The 17,963-nt window shown below is 61.2% G+C and carries 16 protein-coding genes; 12 read left to right on the plus strand and 4 right to left on the minus strand.

Going from position 1 to position 17,963, the window contains the following annotated elements:
- The first annotated feature begins 131 nt into the window (after positions 1-131).
- The gene (locus tag HMPREF3092_RS06610) at positions 132-1,166 is read left to right on the plus strand and encodes a hypothetical protein (RefSeq protein ID WP_070424280.1); all 1,035 of its coding nucleotides are present in this window, start codon (positions 132-134) and stop codon (positions 1,164-1,166) included.
- A gap of 193 nt (positions 1,167-1,359) precedes the next feature.
- Here the strand turns inward: HMPREF3092_RS06610 and HMPREF3092_RS06615 are convergent, their stop codons facing one another.
- Positions 1,360-2,817 (minus strand): NAD-dependent succinate-semialdehyde dehydrogenase, encoded by a 1,458-nt coding sequence (locus HMPREF3092_RS06615; RefSeq protein WP_070424281.1) that lies wholly within the window; start codon positions 2,815-2,817, stop codon positions 1,360-1,362.
- Positions 2,818-3,032: 215 nt separating this feature from the next.
- Positions 3,033-3,314, minus strand: a complete 282-nt coding sequence (locus HMPREF3092_RS06620) for a GNAT family N-acetyltransferase (RefSeq protein ID WP_070424282.1) — start codon at positions 3,312-3,314, stop codon at positions 3,033-3,035.
- Between the two features lie 200 nt (positions 3,315-3,514).
- Here HMPREF3092_RS06620 and HMPREF3092_RS06625 point away from each other — a divergent pair, with 200 nt between their 5' ends.
- The 5 genes from HMPREF3092_RS06625 (at position 3,515) to HMPREF3092_RS06645 (ending at position 9,378) form a co-directional block, all read left to right on the plus strand.
- A complete protein-coding gene (locus HMPREF3092_RS06625) occupies positions 3,515-4,474 on the plus strand; it encodes an ornithine cyclodeaminase family protein (RefSeq protein WP_141737980.1) in 960 nt (319 codons plus the stop codon).
- Positions 4,471-5,031 (plus strand): GNAT family N-acetyltransferase, encoded by a 561-nt coding sequence (locus HMPREF3092_RS06630; protein ID WP_070424284.1) that lies wholly within the window; start codon positions 4,471-4,473, stop codon positions 5,029-5,031. The genes HMPREF3092_RS06625 and HMPREF3092_RS06630 overlap by 4 nt, the downstream gene beginning before the upstream one ends.
- A 187-nt stretch (positions 5,032-5,218) precedes the next feature.
- Positions 5,219-6,871 (plus strand): long-chain-fatty-acid--CoA ligase, encoded by a 1,653-nt coding sequence (locus HMPREF3092_RS06635; protein ID WP_070424285.1) that lies wholly within the window; start codon positions 5,219-5,221, stop codon positions 6,869-6,871.
- Positions 6,872-6,994: 123 nt separating this feature from the next.
- Entirely contained in the window at positions 6,995-8,470 is a 1,476-nt protein-coding gene (locus HMPREF3092_RS06640; protein WP_070424286.1) for a peptide MFS transporter, read from the plus strand.
- Entirely contained in the window at positions 8,470-9,378 is a 909-nt protein-coding gene (locus HMPREF3092_RS06645) for a 3-hydroxyacyl-CoA dehydrogenase NAD-binding domain-containing protein (RefSeq protein ID WP_070424287.1), read from the plus strand. Before HMPREF3092_RS06640 ends, HMPREF3092_RS06645 begins: the two co-directional genes overlap by 1 nt.
- A gap of 182 nt (positions 9,379-9,560) precedes the next feature.
- Here HMPREF3092_RS06645 and HMPREF3092_RS06650 read toward each other — a convergent pair whose 3' ends face one another.
- Positions 9,561-9,932: a nuclear transport factor 2 family protein gene (locus tag HMPREF3092_RS06650; RefSeq protein ID WP_061941987.1), complete on the minus strand. Its 372-nt coding sequence runs from the start codon at positions 9,930-9,932 to the stop codon at positions 9,561-9,563.
- A gap of 246 nt (positions 9,933-10,178) precedes the next feature.
- Here HMPREF3092_RS06650 and HMPREF3092_RS06655 point away from each other — a divergent pair, with 246 nt between their 5' ends.
- From HMPREF3092_RS06655 to HMPREF3092_RS06670, 4 genes are all read left to right on the plus strand, one after another.
- Positions 10,179-11,507, plus strand: a complete 1,329-nt coding sequence (locus tag HMPREF3092_RS06655) for a short-chain fatty acid transporter (protein ID WP_070424338.1) — start codon at positions 10,179-10,181, stop codon at positions 11,505-11,507.
- A 90-nt stretch (positions 11,508-11,597) separates the two neighbouring features.
- Entirely contained in the window at positions 11,598-12,074 is a 477-nt protein-coding gene (locus HMPREF3092_RS06660; RefSeq protein ID WP_083274302.1) for an NUDIX hydrolase, read from the plus strand.
- A 102-nt stretch (positions 12,075-12,176) separates the two neighbouring features.
- Entirely contained in the window at positions 12,177-12,812 is a 636-nt protein-coding gene (locus tag HMPREF3092_RS06665) for a phosphatase PAP2 family protein (RefSeq protein ID WP_141737981.1), read from the plus strand.
- On the plus strand, positions 12,809-13,465 hold the full coding sequence (locus tag HMPREF3092_RS06670; protein WP_070424290.1) for a DUF2127 domain-containing protein: 657 nt from the start codon (positions 12,809-12,811) through the stop codon (positions 13,463-13,465). Before HMPREF3092_RS06665 ends, HMPREF3092_RS06670 begins: the two co-directional genes overlap by 4 nt.
- 66 nt (positions 13,466-13,531) lie before the next feature.
- On the opposite strand, the gene HMPREF3092_RS06675 is transcribed toward HMPREF3092_RS06670, so the two are convergent.
- Complete coding sequence (locus tag HMPREF3092_RS06675) at positions 13,532-14,233, minus strand: DUF805 domain-containing protein (RefSeq protein WP_070424291.1); 702 nt, start codon at positions 14,231-14,233, stop codon at positions 13,532-13,534.
- A gap of 103 nt (positions 14,234-14,336) precedes the next feature.
- On the opposite strand from HMPREF3092_RS06675, the gene HMPREF3092_RS06680 reads away from it, so the two are divergent.
- Together HMPREF3092_RS06680 and HMPREF3092_RS06685 are read left to right on the plus strand one after the other, a co-directional pair.
- Positions 14,337-15,620 (plus strand): CDP-glycerol glycerophosphotransferase family protein, encoded by a 1,284-nt coding sequence (locus tag HMPREF3092_RS06680; protein WP_070424339.1) that lies wholly within the window; start codon positions 14,337-14,339, stop codon positions 15,618-15,620.
- A 273-nt stretch (positions 15,621-15,893) separates the two neighbouring features.
- On the plus strand, positions 15,894-17,963 hold a 2,070-nt coding region (locus HMPREF3092_RS06685; protein ID WP_218079012.1), incomplete at its 3' end, for a YPDG domain-containing protein.

The following is a 17,963-nucleotide window of genomic DNA, read 5'->3' on the forward strand; positions in this document are numbered from 1 at the left end:
CCCGGGCAGGGAAAATGAGTGGACGCTGACAATGTGACAGACACACCGCGATGCATCCCCAATCCGACATTGGGTGTGCATATTGTTGTGTTTTGGATGATCAGCGAAATCGGCGCCGGACGGACACATCTATGAATTCACACAGCTCATCGCAGATGCGCAGCCCGCAGGAAACTGCACGCGGCGCGCAGAATGCTGCCCCGACCCGTGAAGCTGCAGTTGACGGTGCACACGGTGGTGCTGAGGTTGGTGCCGGCGTGGACACGCGGAATGTGCGTCGTGCGCTCGGCGTTGGTGTTCTGTTCTTCGGTCTGGCAACGATCGTCACGTTCGTCTTTGCTCTGTTCACGGCCCTGACCTGGGCGGTTCCCGTTCTGAGCGCGGCAATGGCGCTCAGCTGCGTGCTGGTTGTCATCGCCATCAACGGCGAAGCGTCGGAAGGTGCCGTAGCGCGCCGCTCGGCACCGGTGGCTTCGTCTGCTGCGCCTGTGGCTGCGGCTCCGGCGGCGAAGGCTGCTGAGCCTGCCCCGGCTGCGAAGGTTCCCGCCGCGAAGTCCGAACCTGCCGCGCCTGCCGCCACCGCTGAAGCGCCCTCCGTCAAGGTCACCCCGCAGGTGCCGGCCCAGAAGGGGCAGACGAGCGGCACCTCGTCCGTTTCGAAACTCATGTCGAACCGCAGCGGTGCGGCTCGCGAAACTCGTGCGGAGCGCGTGCGTCGTCTGGCGGCAAGCTCCATGCGCCGTAACGATGTTCCCAGCCGCGAGGTGCTTGACCTCGAGGCCCCAACCGGCGAAATTCCGGTTGTTTCCACTGGTGAGAAGCGTGTGCGCGAGGTTGTTGCGAGCAGTGAGTTTGCACCTCGTCCGGTGCCGGAGCCGACGTATGTCAAGGTTGCTCGGGCAGCTGGTGGAGCGGGCGCTGAGGACGGCGCGGCTGCTTCGGCTGCTGAGCGTGAATCGGCTGCCGAACACTTCGCCGCCGCCGAGGGCACTGTTCCCGAATTGGTCGATGCTGCGAAGGAAGACGACGGCACCGCTGCTCTGAAGCACGGCCGGAAGGCTATTCGCGCCGATAAGCAGGTTGCGAAGCCGGGTGCTGTGTCGCGTGCTGCGGAAGACGCGGCATACGAAAAGGTCAACGACCTGCTGGCGCGCCGCCGCGCCTGATCGTTAGCCTGCGGCTGCGTTCAGCTCGCTGCCGCGCTTGAGTTCTAGCGCTTCAAGCCCCGTCCGGTTCTTACACCGGGCGGGGCTTCAGCCTTTCAGCGTCTGCATACAAAAGTGGGGGCGGGCTCGATGCCCGCCCCCACTTTTGCGCCGCAGCTGACGCGCCCAGCTGCCGCAGCTAACGCCTAACCAATCACCCAACAGGTGTGGCGACGTATTTGATTTCGAGGTATTCGTCGATGCCGAACTGCGAACCTTCGCGGCCCAGGCCGGATTCCTTCACACCGCCGAAAGGCGCGGCAGGGTTGGAAACCAGCCCGGTGTTGAGTCCGACCATGCCTGCTTCGATCTGCTCGGACAGGCGGAGTGCCTTTTCGAGGTTCTCGGTGTACAGGTAGGACGAAAGTCCGAACTCGGTGGCGTTGGCCATGTCGATGGCTTCGTCTTCAGTATCGAAGGTGTAGATCGGCGCGACGGGACCGAAGATCTCTTCGCGGTTGATCGCAACATCGGCGGGGATGTTCGTGAGCACTGTGGGTTCGTAGAAGAACCCGTCGCCTTCAACCCGCTTACCGCCGGTCACGACGTGAGCACCGGCCGAAACGGCTTCGTCCACCAGTTCAGCAACCTTGTCGAGTGCCTTTTCTTCAACCAGCGGGCCGATGTCAACGCCGTCCTCAAGCCCGTTGCCAACCTTGAGCGCTTCCATCCGCTCCGCCATCCGCTTGGCGAATTCGTCGGCAACAGAAGAGTGCACAATGAGGCGGTTTGCCGCGGTGCAGGCTTCGCCGATGTTGCGCATCTTCGCCTGCATTGCACCTTCGACGGCCTTGTCGAGGTCGGCGTCTTCGCACACGATGAACGGTGCGTTGCCGCCGAGCTCCATGGAGGTCTTGAGTACGTTGTCAGCGGCCTGCTTCAGCAGGTTCTTTCCGACATCTGTGGATCCGGTGAACGAAATCTTGCGCGCAATGCCGGATTCCATCCACGGGGTGACCACGCGGCGGGCAGAGCTCGATGTGACGACGTTGACCACACCTGCGGGAACACCGGCTTCGATCAGCACTTCCATAAGCATGAACGATGTCAGCGGGGTCAGCTGCGCGGGCTTGAGCACAACGGTGCAGCCTGCTGCCAGTGCGGGTCCGATCTTGCGGGTGCCCATGGCCAGTGGGAAGTTCCACGGCGTAACCAGGATGCACGGGCCGACCGGCTCCTTGGAGATCATGAGGCGGTTCTTGCCGTCGGTGGACTTCATGTAGTCGCCGCCGATGCGCACGGCTTCTTCGGAGAACCAGCGGAAGAATTCGGCGCCGTAGGCGACTTCGCCCTTGGCTTCGGTGAGCGATTTGCCCATTTCAGCGGTCATGACCGCACCGATTTCGTCCTGCTTCTCCATGAGCAGTTCGAAGGCGCGGCGCAGGATTTCTCCGCGTTCGCGCGGTGGGGTGGCAGCCCACGATTTCTGTGCCCGGCCAGCTGCTTCGATGGCGTCTTGGGCGTCTTTTTCGCTGCCGTCGGCAACTTTCGCAATGACTTTGCCGGTTGCGGGGTTGATGACGTCGATGGTGTCGCCGGTTTCGGCGTCGCGCCACTGCCCGTCAATGAACAGTCCGGTGTTGACCTTGTCGATGATCGACTGCACGTCCATGCTTGAGCCGTCCTTTCTTGTCGCTCCTGTGCCAGTGTATGCCCCGAGGGCGCCGCCCGGCTGACCGTTTTGCCTGCTGGTCAGCGCCTGTTCTGGCCAGCTGACGAGGCGCCGCTCACCACCGCACACCACTGCCCGGTTTCGCTGTGCTCACCGGGCACACAGCCGCCGAGGTGGAACTGAGCTGGCGCTCTTAAGCTCACCTCGGCTGGCGCTCACTTCACGTGTTCGGCGTATTCGGGGTGCTTTTCGATGTAGTGCTCGACGTAGCTGCACGAAGGTGTGAATGTGAACCCGTCCTGGACGGATTCACTGAGTGCATGCCCGACGATCTGCCCTGCAACGCCTTTTCCGGTGTAGCCGTCGTGGGTGACGGTTTGGAAGAAGTCGCGGTGGGTGCCGTTTTCGCTGTAGGCGGCGAAGCCTGCTTCTTTGCCGTCGATGAATCCGACGTAGCGCCTGTTGTCGCGCTGGTGTTCGATGTTGACGTCTGTCATGGGTTTCCCTTTCGCTGCTGGGCTGGCCGCGGCCTCGGGGCGCCCTCAGGCTGAACCCCTGGGCGCAGGCGGCGTCTCATCCGGCCCAACGAAGTGAGACACTCACCTTATTCCGTTTACAGTGGTGAGCAGCACATGCAAACCCGACCGCCAAAACCCGCACACCCAAAGCACACCGCCAAAACCCGTGGGAGGTTCCCTTGTTGAACATCGATGCTGAAACCCTGCTGTCGACGGTGTCGTCAGCGCAGGCGCGCGACGGCATGCGCGAAGCTCTGCGTGCCGGCTATGACCCGGACACGTGCCTGCCGCGCACATCGGCGGAGCTTCCCAACGGCCAGTTCCTGTTCATGCCCAGCGCTGTCGATGACTTCGTGGGCATCAAGGTGCTCACCCTGACCCCGGAGAACGCTGACCGTGGACTGCCGACTATTCAGGGCAGCGTCCTGCTGTTTGACGGCCAGACCCAGGCGCCTCTGGCGACTGTCGATGGTGCCGCGATCACCGAGCTGCGCACTCCCGCACTGTCAATGGCTGGTGTGAAGGACGTGCTGCAGCGCCGCTTCGCCGACGGCGTCCACATGGTGATTTTCGGTGGGGGAGCGCAGGCTGCTGCTCACGTTGAGGCTGCCCAGGCCACAGTGCCTGTTACCTCGCTGACCGCTGTCGTCCGCGGTGAAGGCAAGGCGCAGAGGGTTGCTGCCAAGGCCGCCGAATTCGGCATCGAGTTCACGGAGGCTATCTCCAACAGCCCCGAAGCAATCGAAGCCATCGAACAGGCCGGCTTCATTGTGACCGCCACCGGCGCCTCGGAACCGCTGCTGGAGGACTCTCACGTCCGCGATGATGCCGTTCTCGTGGCGATGGGCTCCCACCTGCTGGATGCGCGCGAACTTCCCGGCGATCTGCTGGGCCGTTCGACCGTCGGCGTCGAATCGATCGACAACGGCAAGCGCGAAGCCGGCGATGTTCACCAGGCCATCGAAGAAGGCCACTTGAGCTGGGATGACGTTCTGTCGTTCAGTGACATCGTGAAGTCTGAGGGTGCTTGCATTCCGGACGACCGCCCCTTTGTGTGGAAGTCGGTCGGCCAGGGCTGGGAAGACATCGTGGTGGCCGGCCTGGCCTACCGTGCGGTTCTCAAGGACGCCGACAAGTGAGCGCCCTGACCATCCGTCAGGCCGAACCCGCTGACGCTCCCGCGTTGGTCGACCTCATCGAGTCGGCCTACCGCGGGGATCGTTCGCGCACCGGCTGGACGACGGAGGCTGACCTCCTGGACGGCCAGCGGGTCGACCTGCCGATGGTCGAGCAGATGCTCAGCACCTCGACTGTTCTGGTCGCCTTTGCCCAGGATCACGAGGCGCCTGCCGGCTCCCGCTCTCCTCTTGCCACCGTGACGCTTACGGATGAGGGCGATGGTGTGGCGTATTTCGGCACGTTTGCGGTCTCACCGGAAGCGCAGGGCAGTGGCGTGGGCAAAGAGCTCATGGCGTTTGCCGAATCCTTCGCGCAGCGCGAATGGGGCACAACTTCAATGCGGATGACCGTCATCAGCAAACGTGCGGAGCTCATCGCGTTCTATGAACGCCGCGGCTATCAGCGCACGGGCGAAACCGAGCCGTTCCCCTACGGGCAGGAGCGCTTCGGTGTTCCGAAGGTCGACGATCTCGAGTTCGCGGTCCTCACAAAACCTCTGACAAAACAGCTCGCCTGAATCCTTTTTCTTAACAGGTGGGATTATGCGCCGCGGGTTGTGTGATCGGGGGCACATTGGGTTTAGACTCATCAGTAGCCATCCGCCGGACAGTTCGTGTGTCAGCGGTCGGCCCACATAGACGTGGGTTGGCTTCTGCGCCTCGGCCTGTGCGGCGGCCCGCTGTTTCCACAGGAAGCGAGGACACATGCTCAAGGGAATCCCTTCGACTCTCGGTGACAGCTACCAGCTGAACACCACCACTCTGATGCGGCACGCGGTGAACAACTTCCCGCAGCAGGTCATCACCCACCGCACGAACGACGGTGAGTGGCACAACACGACGTACGGCGAATTCGGCAAGCGAGTCAGCCACTTGGCGCACGCTTTGGACAAGCTGGGCATCGGCCCGGGCACGATGGTCGGTGTTGCCGACTGGAATTCGCTGCGCCACTTCGAGCTCTACTTCGGCATTCCGGGTGTTGCAGCGACGATGCTGCAGATCAACATCCGCCTGGCTCCGACTGACATTCAGTACGTTGTGAACCACTCGAATGCCGAGTGGGTATTCATTGACGAATCCCTCCTGCCGATTGCCGAGGCGATTGCCCAGGCCAGCTACGTCAAGGGCTTCGTCATCATGACGGACAAGCCGTCGTCGGAAGTTGAGCACAACCTGCCGAACGCCTACTTCTACGAAGATCTGCTGGCTGAGGCCGCGGAAGAGCACGGCGATGACTACGAATTCCAGCAGATTGAAGAGACCACGGCCTGCTACGCCGGCTACACCACCGGCACAACGGGACGTCCGAAGGGTGTCTACTATTCGCACCGCTCTATGTACCTGCACACCGTGGCGGTCATCAGCAATCTCAAGATCGACTTCACCGATGTTGCTATGCCGTTTACGCCGATGTTCCACGTGCTGTCGTGGGGCTTCCCGCAGGCTGCGATGGGTGCGGCGGCGAAGCTCGTGTTGCCGGGCATGTTCTCGGCAACGGACATCGGCCCCGTGGCCGAGGCGATTGCCCGGGAAAGTGTCACCGTCACCAACGGTGCACCGGCACTGTTTGCGCCGATTCTTGAGTACTTCCGTTCACTGGACACCCCGCCGGATCTGTCGCGCACCCGCATGATCGCAGGTTCTACCGAACCTCCGGTTGCCCTCATGAAGGGCTTCAAGGAACTGACCGGCGCCTATGTCATCCACGGCTACGGAGCGACGGAAACGTCCCCGCTGGCATCGATCAACTGGCAGCTGCCGCCCTGGCTCCAGGCCTTGTCGGAGGATGAACAGTGGGACATCCGCCGTGCGCAGGGTCTGCCGCTGCTGGGTGTGGAATCCCGTGTGGTCGACCCCACGGGCGAAGACGTTCCGCACGACGGCAAGTCCAACGGCGAGCTCATCATGCGCGGCCCCTGGATCACGGAGTCGTACTTCAAGCTCGATGACAACGATGACCGCTTCATGGACGGCTGGTGGCGTTCGGGCGATGTCGCCGTCATCCTGCCGACGGGTCACCGCAAGATCACCGACCGCCTGAAAGACGTCATCAAGTCCGGCGGCGAATGGATCAGCTCGATCGACATGGAAAACGCCATCCTCGACGAACCCGCTGTTCTCGAAGCCGCTGTCATCGGTGTGCCGGATGCCAAGTACGACGAACGTCCCGTTGCTTTCGTCGTGCCCCGCCCCGGCAAGGAAGTCACCGACGACATGGTCATCGACGTGCTCAAGAGCCGCTTTGCCAAGTGGCAGCTGCCGGACAAGATCGTCATCACCGAAGAGCTGCCCCGCACCTCGGTCGGCAAGCTCGACAAGAAGGTTCTGCGCAGCGACTGGGAAGAGCAGAACAAGTGATCTGACCAGAGCTTTTATACGCACGAGGCGCCGCAAGCCTCCCAGCCGCACCACACCTCAGGTGCGGTGCGGCGGGAAGGTGAGCGGCGCCTCGTCATGTGTTTCCTCTAACCTGGTGGGGTGATGAAAACCCCAGCAAAGAGTTCTGACGAGGTCCAGGCGGACACTCGTTTCTTCGGTCATCCGCTCCCGCTCGCCCAGCTTTTCGGCTTGGAGATGTGGGAGCGTTTTTCGTATTACGGCATGCAGGGGATCTTGGCGATCTACCTGTACTTCTCGGTTGCCGACGGAGGTTTGGGCTACAGCCAGACCACGGCTACCGCGTTTGTCGGTGCCTATGGCGGGGCGGTGTTCCTGGCGACCATCCTGGGCTCCTGGATTGCCGACCGTGTGCTCAGCTCCGAGCGTGTGCTGTTCAGCAGCGCGATCATCATCGTGGCAGGCCACGTGGCTTTGGCGGTTGTGCCGGGCTTTGCCGGCGTGCTCATCGGTACGGGGCTTGTGGCGCTCGGTTCGGGTGGTCTGAAGGCGACGGCCTCAGCGATTGTCGGCACGCTGTATTCGGAAAAGGACCCGCGGCGCGATGCCGGGTTCTCGCTGTTCTACCTGGGCATCAACATCGGTGCTCTGCTGGGTCCGCTGATTGTGGGTCTGCTGCAGGATCGGATCGGCTTCCACATCGGCTTCGGTGCCGCTGCTGTCGGTATGGCGCTCGGCCTGATTGTGTACATGACCGGTCGGAAGAACCTGCCTGCGGATTCGCGTAAGACGGTGAACCCGCTGCCGCGCAACAAGCTGTGGATTCTGCCTGCCGCGGTTGTGGCGGTCGGTCTGGCCATTTGGGCTGTTGTGGCTCTTGGCTGGTTGACGGTGTCGAACATCTCTACCTGGATTGCAGGTGTTTCGGCGTTTGCGGCGATTGTGTACTTCACGATCATGACCACCAGCAAGCAGGTCACCTCTGTTGAACGTTCGCGCGTGTTTGCGTTCATTCCGTTCTTCTTGGCGTCTGTTGTCTTCTGGGCGCTGTATCAGCAGATCTTCGGCGTGCTGGTTGTGTACTCCGATGAGAGCCTCAACCGTTCGGTGTTCGGTTGGGAAATGCCGATCTCGTGGGTGACGCTGATCCCCGCCGCGTGGGTGATTCTGCTGTCGATGGGAACTTCGGCGCTGTGGCTTCGCATGGGTGACAAGCAGCCCTCGACCATGGTCAAGGCCGGTCTGGCGCTGGTGCTGATCGGTGTGGCGTTCCTGCTGTTCATCCCGTTCTCGTCCAGCGGTACCGGTGATGCACGCACGCCGCTGCTGTACATGATTTTCCTGCTGATGCTGTTCGTCGTTGCGGAGCTGCTCATTTCGCCTATTGGCCTTTCGGCAGCTACGCGCCTGGCGCCGCGGGTGTTCCGTTCGCAGATGATTGCCCTGTTCTTCCTGGCCTCCGGTGTGGGTACATCGCTTGCCGGTGTGACCTCGCAGTTCTACGCGGTGGACAACCAGCTGCCGTACTGGATGTGGCACGGTATTGCCGCTCTGGTCTTCGGTGCGATTGTTCTTGCCGCAGCTAAGCCGGTTACAAAGCTCATGAAGGGAGTCCGCTGATGAAGGTCGCCGTTATCGGTGCTGGCACTATTGGCCAGTCGTGGGCGAAGCTGTTCGCCTCCCACGGGCACGAGGTTGTTCTGAGCGACCCTCGAGAGGATCTCGGGGAGATCGTTTCTGATCTTGTTGGCGAGGTGCCGGTTGGGGCTGGTGCGGGTTCGGCTGGTTCTGTGCGCGCTGCCGAGGGAGCAGATCCTCTGGCAGATGCCACCTCGGGTGCTGATTTCATTCAGGAGTGCGGCCCGGAGCGTGTTGATGTGAAGCGCGAACTCTTTGCTGCGGCCGCCGAGCATGCCTCGGCGCAGGCGGTGTTTGCCTCGAGTTCGTCGGCGATTCCGGCCTCGGAGACCGCGGCGCAGCTGCCGGACGATGTTGCTGCTCGCCTCCTGGTGGGACATCCGTTCAACCCGCCGCACATCATGCCGCTGGTCGAGGTTGTTCCTTCACCGAAGACTTCGGATGAAGCGGTGCAGACAGCTGTTGAGTTCTACCGTGGTGTGGGCCGTGAGCCGATTGTGCTGAAGAAGGAAGCGCGCGGTTTTGTGGGCAACCGTCTGCAGAATGCCGTGCTTCGCGAGGCTGTGCACTTGGTGCAGAGCGGTGTTGTCAGAGTTGAAGACCTTGATGCTGCCGTGCGCAATTCACTGGGCATCCGGTGGGCGGCGGTCGGGCCGTTTGAGGGTCTGCACCTGGGTGGTGGCAAAGCTGGTCTGCGCGGGCTTATGGAGCACATTGGGCCGAGTTTTGCTGAGATCGATCTGCCTGAGCCCGATATGTCTATGGAAGGCATGGCGGAGATTTTCGAGCGGGCTGAAGCCGCCTATGGAATGCCGCCCGAGGAATCGATCGCTGTTCGCCGCGACGAAATCCAAAACGCGATCCTCCGCGCAAGGACCGCTGGGCGTTGAGGCGGACCGCTGGGAGTTAAGCGGGGCTTGAGTTTCGTTTAAGCAGGCAGATCCCTCGTCGGGCCGGTTTTCGGGTGCCCGGCGGGGGATTCTGCTGTCTAGGTGGAAGACCGAGGCGAAAACACGATTTTTGCCTCCATATGCGCCCTCATCTGCACAGTGGGCTGCGCCCACCGCACACCTCACACTGCGGCGCGGTAGAAGTAGCTGGTGCGTTTGGCGATTGTGCCGTCGGCGTTGAAGACGAAGAAGTCGGCGAAGCCTTCGTGGGCGTCTGATCCGTCTTTTAGTTTGCCGTTGAATTCGCCGCGGGAAGCCGCCTGGTTGCCGTTTACAATCACGTCGAGCAGCGTGTGTTCGCCGGATTCGATCACGCGGTTTTCCAGGTAGAAGCGGCGGATGTCTTCGCCGACCATGGTGTCGTAGCCGGGTCGGTCGTAGGTGCCGTCGGCCGCGAAGAGGTCTGCGGTGGCGTTGTCGTCGCCGGCATCCACGGTGGTGTAGTAGCGGCGGACGAGGGCTTCAACCTCGGTGGGGGACAGTTCGGCGGTCATGGGCCGTCCTTTCTGTGGCGTCATTGCGGCGGGTGCGCAGACACGCTCTAGACACGTGTCTGCGACAGGCGTTCTCACCAGAGTTTTCGCGCTCCGGCTGTGTGTTCTCTACGATAACTGTGAATCAGCACACGAACGCAAAGGAGCGCTCTTATGTCGGACTCCGCAAACGGTCATCCTGACGGCACCACGCCGAACACCACTCAGGCAAACACACCGCCCAGCTCGGCAGCCGCCCCGGCGGTCATGCGTCCTCTTAATTCTCTGCTTGAGAAGTGGACACCGTCGGCGCTCATGTTTGCGATCGTGCTGAGTGTTGTCGTTGGCATCCTGGCGCTCATCCTCACCCCGACCAAACCTGTCGATGTGCTGGTCGGTTGGGGTGATGGCCTTTCGGGCCTGCTGGAGTTCATGACCCAGATGGCGCTCATCATCTTCTTGGGCCATATGTTGGCGCACACCCAACCGGTGCGGAAGTTGCTGGCCAAGATTGCCGATGTGCCTTCCGGCCCACGCTCGGCTTACGTCTTGGTCTTTGTGGTGGCGGGCATGTCGGCGCTCATCACGTGGGGTCTGTCCTTGGTCGTCGGTGCGCTGTTGGCGGTCGAGGTGGCTCGTTCGGCTCGCCGTCGCGGCTTCAAGGTGCACTTCCCGCTGCTTGTTGCGGCTGGCTATTCGGGCATGGTCGTGTGGCACATGGGCTATTCGGCGTCGGGCCCGCTGACTGCGGCAACGCCCGGTTCGTTCCTTGACGAGGCGATGGGCGGCACCATCCCGGTTTCGCAGACAATTTTTGCGTGGTGGAACCTGGCTGCGGCTGCGTTGGTGCTCATTGTCATGGCGATTCTGTTTGCTTTGACCGCCCCGAAGCCCAGCGCCCCGATTGTTGAAATGCCTGCTGAAGTTGAGCACGGCGAAAGGCCCTTCGTGGGCGAAGAGGTCGTCACCCCGGCTGATCGCATTGACGCATCCCGCATCCCCACGCTGCTGGTGGGCCTGCTGCTTGCGGCGTATATCGTGGTCCACTTCGCACGGGGCGGCACGATGACTCTGGACATCGTCAACTGGAGCTTCCTGACGCTCATCCTGCTGTTGGTGCGCAGCCCCTTCGAGATCATCTACTTGGCCAAGGGTGCGGCGGTCAACGTCGGCGAGATCCTTCTGCAGTTCCCGCTGTACGCCGGCATTATGGGCATCATGAGTGCGTCGGGTCTCATTGAGATCTTCTCGAACGCGCTGGTGTCGATCTCTGGTCCGCACACATTCGGCGTGCTGGCGTTCGTGGCGGCAGGCGTTGTGAACTTCTTCGTCCCCTCCGGAGGCGGGCAGTTCGCGGTGCAGGGCCCGATCATGCTCAAGGCCGCCGAATCACTGGGCATCGACCCCTCGATTGCGATCATGGCTGTGTCCTACGGTGACCAGTGGACGAACATGATTCAGCCGTTCTGGGCTCTGCCGGTGCTGGCTATTGCGGGTCTGAAGATGCGTGACATTCTGGGCTACACCACGATGACGCTGGTGGGTTCGGGCATTGTTTTGGGCGGAACCCTGTTCGCGGTGAGCTTCCTCGCCTGACGGGGTGCACAACCGCCCACCGCGCTGCACAGCCGCCGGCAGCCCGCACTGTCTCATGTGACTCCCATACCGGTGGGCCATACTGGTGGAATGAGCAAGTCCCCGAAGCAATCCCCTAAGTCTGTTGTCGTCGCCGCTGTGTGCTTGATCCATCCGGACAGGCCGGAGCTGCTGATGGTCCGGAAGAAGGGGACGAGCTCGTTCATGTTGCCCGGCGGCAAGATCGAATCTGACGAGGAGCCTCTTGCCACCGCTGTCCGCGAAATCGCGGAGGAGCTGCACCTGGATCTCGACCCGGATCGGCTGGATCTGCTGGGCTCCTGGACGACGGATGCGGCGAATGAACCGGACACTCACGTGACCGGCACGGTGTTCGCCTACCGCGGCACCCCGGATGGTCTGAATGTTCAGGAACCGCGGTTCTTCAATGAAATTGACCAGGCGGAGTGGTTCCCGATCGCGGATCTTCCCCAGGACACGGCGGAGCGTTCTTTTGCTCCGCTGACGCGCAATCACGTTATCCCTGAGCTGCTGGCTCGCGGTCTGGCTGCTGGCCAGGTGAACTGAGTGAACAACCAGAAGCCGAATCCGCCGGTCAAGCGGATCAGCACGGGCGTGCTGCTTTTCGCCCTGGTGGTCATCTTGGGTCTGTTTGTGCAGACAACCCTGGTGCTGGAGGCCGACCATGAAGTTCTCGGCGACATGATCGAACATCGCAGCGACCCGCGTACAGCGTTCTTGGTGTTCTTCACCAATATCTTCAGCCCCTTGGGCACGATCATCCTGGGCGTGCTGGTGGCGGTGATTGTGTGGGTGCTGGCCGGCAGTTGGCGGCCGGCGGCCTATATTGCCGGCTGTGTTGCGCTTGCCTCAGCGATCACGCATTCGCTCAAACCGCTGTATGCCCGTCCCCGTCCGGCGGAGGAAGACCGGCTGGTGTTGGAGACGAACTTTTCGTTCCCGTCGGGGCACGCCACGGGGACGTCGTCGTTGTTGTTTTCGTCGGCTGTTGTTTTCAGTTTGCTGTTTGTGCGCTTATGGCAGCGGGCCATCATTTGGGCCGGCGCTTTGGGCATGACCGCGCTCATCTGTTTGTCACGCCTGTATTTGGGCGTGCACTATTTCACTGATGTGACGGCCGGCTGCCTGGTGGGCGTGGGCGCCTGTTTGGTGCTGTACGTGCTTGTCCGGCACAGGCTGACGCCGCTGAAGCGCAGAAAAGCCCTGCAGAAATGGCGTGAACAGCAGCGCGGCGCTGAACTGCGAGCCGCTCAGGCTTCGCAGAACACAGGAACACGGCAATGACGCGCAGCTTCAGCAGCCATACGGCGCACAAGAACCACAAAGCGCACAGCAGAAGCACCGACCGTCTGGTCCCGACCTTGGCGGATACGGAAACCTCTGCTGATCTCATTCCACCTAAACAGCGCAAGCGCGAACACTGGCTGCACGTGATTTTCTACATCACGCTGATCGGCAAGGGCCTGTTTGGCTTGGGCCAAATGGCCTCGGGCATTGTGGTTCTTGTTGTGCCCCGGCACATGTGGCATCAGCTGGCGGTGAAGCTCACGGCGGGCAATACGGACAACCCTGTTACGGCGTGGCTTCTGCATCAGACGGAGAATCTGGATTCGGGTATTCAGCTGTATGCGGCGATCTACATGATCAGCCACGCGGCCACGAAGATCGTTTTGGTGTGGGCTGTGCTGAAGGGCAAGATGTGGGCCTACCCGTGGATGATGGGCTTCTTGGCAGCGTTCATCATCTACCAGACCTATGAAATCTTTGCCCGCCACTCGATCTTCTTTTTGCTGCTGACGATCTTCGACATCTTCATCGTGTGGCTCACCCGCCACGAATGGAATCTGCAGAAACGCCAAAGGGCACTGAAGCAGGCTGCCGAAGCTGCCGCGTCTGGCCCGGCTTCCGCCGAACATCCGGGCACACCCGCGGACTGACCTGACCCCAGAAAAATATGAGGTGCCTGCTTACGTGAGCAGGCACCTCGTCATGTGGTGGTGGGTTCAGTCGCCGGTGAGGTCGTCGCGTCCGGGTTGGCGGGCGGTCAGTTTGGTGGGCAGGATGCACAGGACGATGTTGATGAGTCCGCCCAGGTAGGGAATGAACGCCAGGAAGATGAGGGCGCCGTGCATGCCGGCGTCTTGGATGCGTCGCCAGCCGGAGGACAGGGTGGGCACTGCGGCGACCAACAGGAACAGGAACGAAACGAGGGTCCCGATGATCGCAAGCGCTGGGACGTCAGGTTCGGCCTCGTATCCGGTGGCCTCGAAGGTTCTTTGGGCTTCGGCCTCGGCCATGATGACGGCGACGATGCCGGGGACGAACAGAACGAAGCAGATCAAGGTGTTGATCAGCTGCGGCCACCAGTATTCCGACAGCGATGCGTAGCCCTTGAACCGTGCGAACTTCTTCCAGAACCGCGTGTAGGCGGTCACTGGGCCCGCGCCGTAGAGAGGCTGCGACAGCGGTGGTTTTTGACCGGTGCCGCGGTAGTCCTTTTCGGTGATCTTTCGGCGCTGCGGGGCGGACGGCGCCCCAGCGCCGAAGGGGTTGTGGGCGTAGGGGCTGTTGTCGAAAGGGTTGTCGCCGTTGCCCGGCTGCCCGCCGAACTGGCTGCTGTCACCGAAGGGGCTGCTGCCGCCGTAGCTGGGTTGCCCGCCGGGACCGCTGCCGTAGGGGCTGTTGTCGTAGGGGTTCGAGTTCATCGTGCTCCTGGGTTGGTATGCGTTGGTCGTCAGTGTAGTGATTTCCGGTTACTCGGAAGGAAACAACGGCGGTGCTCTTTTCTGCGCTGGCATACTGGTCTGCATGATGAACAGGGTGTCCCACGTGTTTTCGTCGGCGAAGCGGTTCTCTTCTCAGGTGGGCCGCGAACTGTCGGTGCGCGCTGCTGAGCGGCGGTTGGATCCGAAGTTTGTGCCGTCGCGTGATGACGGTTTTGTGGTTGGCGTGTATCACGCGGGGGATAGGGCGTCGACGTATCAGCTCAAGCAGTGGTTGGCCCCGATTGAGGATCTTGCGGCAACGATGCATTTGGAATCGGGGATGACTCTGGATGGTCCCGGTGATGGTGCGCCGTGGCCGGTGGGCATCCTGATGCGCAATTTGGATAATGCGCGTGAGATCGCGCAGCTGACGGAGCTGCCTGTGCGGTATGCGCGGCTGACGTCGGATGTTGATCGCTTTATGACGCAGCCGACCTTGTGTGCGGTGCTGTATGTCAATCAGGCTGTGTTGAATTTTCAGGCTTTGCGGTATCCGGGGCCGGCTCATGTGCATTTGTCGCATGGGGAGAGCGAAAAGATTTCGATGGTGTCGAATCAGCTGAAGGCCTATGACTGTGTTTTCACGGCTGGTTTGGCTGCCAGGGAGCGGATTGAGAAGGCGCTGTTGGGTCGGCTGCCGGACATGATCGATGTGGGCAGACCGCAGTTGGATTATGCGGGGCCGGTGCCGGAGCGTTTCCAGCAGGTTCTGGACGGCAGCAGGCCCACTGTGTTCTATGCGCCCACGTGGGAGGGCGATTCGCCGTCCATGGCCTACGGCACTTTGGCGCAGTCGGGTGTTCCGCTGGTCGAAGGGCTTGTGGAGGCTGGTTTCGGGGTTATCTACAGGCCGCATCCGCGGACGGGTGTTGTGAAGCCCGAGTTTGCTCGGGCGGATGCGCGGATTCGCGAGCTTGTGACCGGTGCGGCTGGTTGTGTTTTTGATGATTCGCCGACGGTGTCGTGGCAGTTTGCTGCCGCTGATGCGTGTGTGGCGGAAATGTCGTCGGTTGCTTTTGATTGGCTGTCAACGCATAAGCCTCTTGTGGGGGTGGCTCCGACTGATCCAGGTGCCGAGGTGCCTGCCGGTGGTCTGTTCTCACGGGTTCTATCGGTGGTCGGCACGGCTGATGGTGGTCGCCGGGTTTCGCAGATGGTGCGACAGGGGCTGGGCTCTGGGGAATCTGGGCGGGCTGAACGGGAAAAAGTGTGCCGTTATTATCTGGGGGATACAGGGCTTGGAAGTCAGCGCAGACGGTTTGTGGCAGCTGTCGCAAGTGTGGTGGAACAGCGGTGGGCAGACAGGCAGCTCACAGACTTTTCTTGAGGTTGCCATCATACCGTCCGGGGTACCGGACGGTAGTTTCCGGGCGGGTCCGGGTGATAAGTGCATGATTCTGGGCCGCGCTGGTGTTGAGTGAAGTTTCAACTCTTCCGAATCCTGTGGGAAGTCTGGCAGATAGTTAAAGTATTTATGAGGGTATTAATACTTGGCCCTAAGTTCTTCACGGTTTTCGGAGCGGTTTTCCGCCGCTGCGGAAACTGTGAGTGAATCTATGCCTGCGCGGAACGGCGCGGGTGTCAACCGAAAGGAAAATTGATGAGCCAACAGCGTTCTCACCGACGCCGCGGGATGAAGACAGCAGCAGCTGGTCTGACTCTCGCAATGGCTGTGGCATTCGCACCCGGTGCGGTTGCCACTGCATTCGACTCCACTGCGTTCCAGCAGGCAGCACAGGCTGCGAACCCGGCAGACCAGATCATCGACGCTGACATGATTGCCAGCGGTCGTGTCACGAAAGCCGCTAACCTGACCGACGGTGGTGGCGTTGGTAAGGGTCTTATCTCCGGTCACGTGTACATGACTACTCCGGATGGTAACCCAGGTGCCGCGTATGACAACGGAAATGTCAAGATGGACGGCATTACCGTCTACGCGCAGTTCCAGGATAGTGACGGTTCCTACTCGCCTATCTACAGCGCAAAGACCCACACCCTGCCCGACGTTGTTGGTGGTAATGGTGGCAAGGGCACCTTCGCTTTCGGTACGGGCGATAAGGGCATCACCTGGACTGACAAGCTCGGCAACGAGCACACCTATCAGGCTCGTGCCTCTCAGAAGCACCGCATCTGGGTTGAGCCCTTCACCAACGAGCGCGGCAACAAGGTTGTCATGTTCCGTCAGGCAAACGGCTTTGTGCCTGGCTCGTTTAATGCCCCCGCTGAGGCTCCTCTGGGCTCATTCGTTTCAGCGGGCCTCAACATGCAGCTTATGGCGGCCTTCCTGCAGGAAGTTCCGCCGAACCATGAAACCAGCTGGATGGCAGCTAAGGGCGACAAGCTCGTTGAGGACCCTGAAGGTCCAATCGGCTCGCCTTCGACCCAGACCAACGTTCCTAACACCGTGTCGGGCCGCGTGTGGCTTGAAACCGGTGGTCCGGACAAGGGTGTTGTTGCTTCTGGTCCGGCCAAGAACTCTGTCGACCCGGCTGCTGACGGCTATACCGTCTACGCCTCGACCCTCACCAAGGACGGTGCTGCAGCCAACCAGAAGCTGCACGAACAGTACAAGGATGACCCGAGCAAACTGGCTGACGCCACCAAGAAGATGCTCGAGGACCACCCTGAGTACATCCTCAAGACCGTCCACGGCAAGACTGCACCTGATGGTCGTTACACCCTGCGTTTCGGCAAGTACGAAAAGGGTCAGGAGCGCGAAGACGTCCTCAACCCGAACCACATGTTCGTGTGGGTTGAGAACAAGGACGGTGTCGTTCAGAACGGCTACACCGGTTTCCACACCCCGATCTTCCAGCGTTTCAATGACGGTGGAAACTTCCGTGCGTCGGCAATCCCTGGTGAGAACCAGTTGCCGATCAACTTCAACGGCCTTCCGTTCCAGAACCTGAACTCGCTGTACAACGTCAACTACGCGATCATGCCGTACACCCCGGTGTCTATCACGGCTGACTACAACGCAACCGACAAGCCGGCTGCTCCTGGCACCACGGTGACCCCGGAGTTCAAGGGCGACCTGTCGACCCTGCCGTCGAAGGTTGAATGGCGCGATAAGGACGGCAAGGTCCTCAAGACCTGCGAGCTCGACCAGTCCAAGGGCATCAAGGCCCAGGTTGCTGCGTGCACCTTCGACATTCCGGAAGACGCCAAGAAGGGCGACCTCTTCAATGTGGTCCTCGTCTCCGGTGGCAACGACGTTTCCGCATGGTCCGTCCTGGTGACCAAGGACGCCGACGAGTACACGCCTTCGTACGAAGACAAGCTGGTTGTTCCGGGCGAGGAAACCAAGTCGTCGCCTTCGTTCAAGGACGCTGAAGGTAAGGACACCAAGGCTCCTGAGGGTTCGAAGTTCTCGATTCCTGAGGACTTCAAGGCTCCTGAAGGCTACGAAGTTTCGATCGACGAGAACACCGGTGAAATCACCGTTACGTTCCCTGATAAGTCGAAGCTGAACAAGGACACTGTCGAAGAGTTCGATGTTCCTGTCACGGTGACCTACCCGGACGGCACCAAGGACGACGCTAAGGCGAACTTCAAGCTGGACACCGACGGTGACGGTGACCCTGACGTCACGGACCCGGATGACGACAACGACGGCGTCCCGGATGGAGAGGACGACAACCCGAAGGTTCCGAACCAGAACACCATCTAC

It is taken from the genome of Brevibacterium sp. HMSC24B04, assembly GCF_001806835.1.
Lineage (GTDB): Bacteria > Actinomycetota > Actinomycetes > Actinomycetales > Brevibacteriaceae > Brevibacterium > Brevibacterium ravenspurgense.

Coding starts and splice junctions, on each gene's coding strand:
- HMPREF3092_RS06610 (WP_070424280.1), top strand. CDS start 132: ATGAATTCACACAGCTCATCGCAGATGCGCAGCCCGCAGGAAACTGCA.
- HMPREF3092_RS06615 (WP_070424281.1), bottom strand. CDS start 2,817: ATGGACGTGCAGTCGATCATCGACAAGGTCAACACCGGACTGTTCATT.
- HMPREF3092_RS06620 (WP_070424282.1), bottom strand. CDS start 3,314: ATGACAGACGTCAACATCGAACACCAGCGCGACAACAGGCGCTACGTC.
- HMPREF3092_RS06635 (WP_070424285.1), top strand. CDS start 5,219: ATGCTCAAGGGAATCCCTTCGACTCTCGGTGACAGCTACCAGCTGAAC.
- HMPREF3092_RS06640 (WP_070424286.1), top strand. CDS start 6,995: ATGAAAACCCCAGCAAAGAGTTCTGACGAGGTCCAGGCGGACACTCGT.
- HMPREF3092_RS06645 (WP_070424287.1), top strand. CDS start 8,470: ATGAAGGTCGCCGTTATCGGTGCTGGCACTATTGGCCAGTCGTGGGCG.
- HMPREF3092_RS06650 (WP_061941987.1), bottom strand. CDS start 9,932: ATGACCGCCGAACTGTCCCCCACCGAGGTTGAAGCCCTCGTCCGCCGC.
- HMPREF3092_RS06655 (WP_070424338.1), top strand. CDS start 10,179: ATGCGTCCTCTTAATTCTCTGCTTGAGAAGTGGACACCGTCGGCGCTC.
- HMPREF3092_RS06660 (WP_083274302.1), top strand. CDS start 11,598: ATGAGCAAGTCCCCGAAGCAATCCCCTAAGTCTGTTGTCGTCGCCGCT.
- HMPREF3092_RS06670 (WP_070424290.1), top strand. CDS start 12,809: ATGACGCGCAGCTTCAGCAGCCATACGGCGCACAAGAACCACAAAGCG.
- HMPREF3092_RS06675 (WP_070424291.1), bottom strand. CDS start 14,233: ATGAACTCGAACCCCTACGACAACAGCCCCTACGGCAGCGGTCCCGGC.
- HMPREF3092_RS06680 (WP_070424339.1), top strand. CDS start 14,337: ATGATGAACAGGGTGTCCCACGTGTTTTCGTCGGCGAAGCGGTTCTCT.